General features: G+C 58.1%; 2 rRNA genes. Both read right to left on the bottom strand.

What is annotated here, in order from left to right:
- Positions 1–2: 2 nt before the first annotated feature.
- Positions 3–3,109 (bottom strand): 23S ribosomal RNA (locus tag OO57_RS37030).
- Positions 3,110–3,394: 285 nt separating this feature from the next.
- Positions 3,395–4,918 (bottom strand): 16S ribosomal RNA (locus OO57_RS37025).
- The 16S and 23S rRNA genes sit together here, the layout of an rRNA operon.
- Positions 4,919–5,000: the final 82 nt, after the last annotated feature.

Below are 5,000 nucleotides of genomic sequence, written 5' to 3'. Positions count from 1 at the left end.
CTGAGGACAAGCCCTCGGCCTATTAGTACCGGTCAACTCCACCCCTCACAGGGCTTCCATATCCGGCCTATCAACCCAGTCGTCTACTGGGAGCCTTACCCTCTCAAGGAGGTGGGAGTGCTCATCTCGAAGCAGGCTTCCCGCTTAGATGCTTTCAGCGGTTATCCCTCCCGAACGTAGCCAACCAGCCATGCCCTTGGCAGGACAACTGGCACACCAGAGGTTCGTCCGTCCCGGTCCTCTCGTACTAGGGACAGCCCTTCTCAACACTCCTACGCGCACAGCGGATAGGGACCGAACTGTCTCACGACGTTCTAAACCCAGCTCGCGTACCGCTTTAATGGGCGAACAGCCCAACCCTTGGGACCTACTCCAGCCCCAGGATGCGACGAGCCGACATCGAGGTGCCAAACCATCCCGTCGATATGGACTCTTGGGGAAGATCAGCCTGTTATCCCCGGGGTACCTTTTATCCGTTGAGCGACGGCGCTTCCACAAGCCACCGCCGGATCACTAGTCCCTACTTTCGTACCTGCTCGACCCGTCAGTCTCACAGTCAAGCTCCCTTGTGCACTTACACTCAACACCTGATTGCCAACCAGGCTGAGGGAACCTTTGGGCGCCTCCGTTACCCTTTAGGAGGCAACCGCCCCAGTTAAACTACCCACCAGACACTGTCCCTGATCCGGATCACGGACCCAGGTTAGACATCCAGCACGACCAGAGTGGTATTTCAACGACGGCTCCACCATGACTGGCGTCACGGCTTCAAAGCCTCCCACCTATCCTACACAAGCCGAACCGAACACCAATATCAAGCTATAGTAAAGGTCCCGGGGTCTTTCCGTCCTGCTGCGCGAAACGAGCATCTTTACTCGTAATGCAATTTCACCGGGCCTGTGGTTGAGACAGTCGAGAAGTCGTTACGCCATTCGTGCAGGTCGGAACTTACCCGACAAGGAATTTCGCTACCTTAGGATGGTTATAGTTACCACCGCCGTTTACTGGCGCTTAAGTTCTCAGCTTCGCCCGACCGAAATCGGACTAACCGGTCCCCTTAACGTTCCAGCACCGGGCAGGCGTCAGTCCGTATACATCGCCTTACGGCTTCGCACGGACCTGTGTTTTTAGTAAACAGTCGCTTCTCGCTGGTCTCTGCGGCCACCACCAGCTCAGGGAGCACGTCCCCTCACCAGCAATGGCCCCCCTTCTCCCGAAGTTACGGGGGCATTTTGCCGAGTTCCTTAACCACAGTTCACCCGAACGCCTCGGTATTCTCTACCTGACCACCTGAGTCGGTTTGGGGTACGGGCCGCCATGAAACTCGCTAGAGGCTTTTCTCGACAGCATAGGATCATCCACTTCACCACAATCGGCTCGGCATCAGGTCTCAGCCTATGTGAACGGCGGATTTGCCTACCGTTCGGCCTACACCCTTACCCCGGGACTACCACCGCCCGGGCTGGACTACCTTCCTGCGTCACCCCATCGCTCACCTACTACCCCGTTGGGTCACCGGCTCCACCACGTCCCTTTGTCCGAAGACTCCGGGCCGGCTTCACGGGCTTAGCATCAAGAGGTTCGACGTTGGCGCTTCAAAGCGGGTACGGGAATATCAACCCGTTGTCCATCGACTACGCCTGTCGGCCTCGCCTTAGGTCCCGACTTACCCTGGGCAGATCAGCTTGACCCAGGAACCCTTGGTCAATCGGCGCAAGAGTTTCCCACTCTTGTATCGCTACTCATGCCTGCATTCTCACTCGTGAACCGTCCACAACTCGATTCCTCGGCTGCTTCACCCGGCACACGACGCTCCCCTACCCATCACAGCAGGCGTTGGCCCTATTGCTGCAATGACACGACTTCGGTGGTGTGCTTGAGCCCCGCTACATTGTCGGCGCGGAATCACTTGACCAGTGAGCTATTACGCACTCTTTCAAGGGTGGCTGCTTCTAAGCCAACCTCCTGGTTGTCTCTGCGACTCCACATCCTTTCCCACTTAGCACACGCTTAGGGACCTTAGTCGGTGTTCTGGGCTGTTTCCCTCTCGACCATGGAGCTTATCCCCCACAGTCTCACTGCCGCGCTCTCACTTACCGGCATTCGGAGTTTGGCTAAGGTCAGTAACCCGGTGAGGCCCATCGCCTATCCAGTGCTCTACCTCCGGCAAGAAACACGCGACGCTGCACCTAAATGCATTTCGGGGAGAACCAGCTATCACGGAGTTTGATTGGCCTTTCACCCCTAACCACAGGTCATCCCCCAGGTTTTCAACCCTGGTGGGTTCGGTCCTCCACGAAGTCTTACCTCCGCTTCAACCTGCCCATGGCTAGATCACTCCGCTTCGGGTCTTGGGCATGCAACTACGGGCGCCCTATTCGGACTCGCTTTCGCTACGGCTACCCCACACGGGTTAACCTCGCTACACACCGCAAACTCGCAGGCTCATTCTTCAAAAGGCACGCAGTCACAGCCCGAAGGCTGCCCCCACGGCTTGTAGGCACACGGTTTCAGGTACTATTTCACTCCGCTCCCGCGGTACTTTTCACCATTCCCTCACGGTACTATCCGCTATCGGTCACCAGGGAATATTTAGGCTTAGCGGGTGGTCCCGCCAGATTCACACGGGATTTCTCGGGCCCCGTGCTACTTGGGAAATGAGCAAGCAAGCCGTACAGGTTTCGTCTACGGGGGTCTTACCCTCTACGCCGGACCTTTCGCATGTCCTTCGACTACCCATACGGTTTCTGACTCGCCGACCGGCCGGCAGACCGGTCAAGCTCACTCCCACAACCCCGCCACGGCAACCCCTGCCGGGTCTCACACCATGACGGTTTAGCCTCATCCGGTTTCGCTCGCCACTACTCCCGGAATCACGGTTGTTTTCTCTTCCTGCGGGTACTGAGATGTTTCACTTCCCCGCGTTCCCTCCACATACCCTATGTGTTCAGGTATGGGTGACAGCCCATGACGACTGCCGGGTTTCCCCATTCGGACACCCCCGGATCAAAGCTCGGTTGACAGCTCCCCGGGGCCTATCGCGGCCTCCCACGTCCTTCATCGGTTCCTGGTGCCAAGGCATCCACCGTGCGCCCTTAAAAACTTGGCCACAGATGCTCGCGTCCACTGTGCAGTTCTCAAACAACGACCAGACACCCAAACTCAGCACACCCTGACGGGAGCGCCTCGCATGAGGCCGGCATCCATGAGACAACGGCAAAACCGTTCCCTCAGGACCCAACAACGTGCCCGGCACACCCAGCGGTACCCGCGTTCCACGCCCCCGAGAAGAGGGCAGTACTGGCAGGTCCTACCATGTGTGCCGAATAGTCAACGTTCCACCCATGAGCTAGCACTCCGGGACATTCGCCCGAAGCTGCCGTGTGCTCCTTAGAAAGGAGGTGATCCAGCCGCACCTTCCGGTACGGCTACCTTGTTACGACTTCGTCCCAATCGCTGGTCCCACCTTCGACGGCTCCTCCCCTTACGGGTTAGGCCACCGGCTTCGGGTGTTACCGACTTTCGTGACGTGACGGGCGGTGTGTACAAGGCCCGGGAACGTATTCACCGCAGCATGCTGATCTGCGATTACTAGCAACTCCAACTTCATGGGGTCGAGTTGCAGACCCCAATCCGAACTGAGACCGGCTTTTTGGGATTCGCTCCGCCTCGCGGCATCGCAGCCCTTTGTACCGGCCATTGTAGCACGTGTGCAGCCCAAGACATAAGGGGCATGATGATTTGACGTCGTCCCCACCTTCCTCCGAGTTGACCCCGGCAGTCTCCTGTGAGTCCCCATCACCCCGAAAGGCATGCTGGCAACACAGAACAAGGGTTGCGCTCGTTGCGGGACTTAACCCAACATCTCACGACACGAGCTGACGACAACCATGCACCACCTGTACACCGACCACAAGGGGGCGCCTATCTCTAGACGTTTCCGGCGTATGTCAAGCCTTGGTAAGGTTCTTCGCGTTGCGTCGAATTAAGCCACATGCTCCGCTGCTTGTGCGGGCCCCCGTCAATTCCTTTGAGTTTTAGCCTTGCGGCCGTACTCCCCAGGCGGGGAACTTAATGCGTTAGCTGCGGCACCGACGACGTGGAATGTCGCCAACACCTAGTTCCCAACGTTTACGGCGTGGACTACCAGGGTATCTAATCCTGTTCGCTCCCCACGCTTTCGCTCCTCAGCGTCAGTAATGGCCCAGAGATCCGCCTTCGCCACCGGTGTTCCTCCTGATATCTGCGCATTTCACCGCTACACCAGGAATTCCGATCTCCCCTACCACACTCTAGCCTGCCCGTATCGAATGCAGACCCGGGGTTAAGCCCCGGGCTTTCACATCCGACGCGACAGGCCGCCTACGAGCTCTTTACGCCCAATAATTCCGGACAACGCTCGCACCCTACGTATTACCGCGGCTGCTGGCACGTAGTTAGCCGGTGCTTCTTCTGCAGGTACCGTCACTTGCGCTTCTTCCCTGCTGAAAGAGGTTTACAACCCGAAGGCCGTCATCCCTCACGCGGCGTCGCTGCATCAGGCTTTCGCCCATTGTGCAATATTCCCCACTGCTGCCTCCCGTAGGAGTCTGGGCCGTGTCTCAGTCCCAGTGTGGCCGGTCGCCCTCTCAGGCCGGCTACCCGTCGTCGCCTTGGTAGGCCATTACCCCACCAACAAGCTGATAGGCCGCGGGATCATCCTGAACCGCCGGAGCTTTCCACCAACCCCCATGCAGGAGAAGGTCGTATCCGGTATTAGACCTCGTTTCCAAGGCTTGTCCCAGAGTTCAGGGCAGATTCCCCACGTGTTACTCACCCGTTCGCCACTGATCCACCCCGAAGGGCTTCACCGTTCGACTTGCATGTGTTAAGCACGCCGCCAGCGTTCGTCCTGAGCCAGGATCAAACTCTCCGTGAATGTCTCCACGAAAGAGCGGCACAGCAGCCACCGGAATGAGGCGGCCCTGCGCACTGCGTCCTCGCTAGTGTTTTACTTCAAA

This window comes from Kitasatospora phosalacinea, assembly GCF_000717185.1.
Classification (GTDB): domain Bacteria; phylum Actinomycetota; class Actinomycetes; order Streptomycetales; family Streptomycetaceae; genus Kitasatospora; species Kitasatospora phosalacinea_A.
This window is presented reverse-complemented; position numbering and strand designations above follow the sequence as displayed.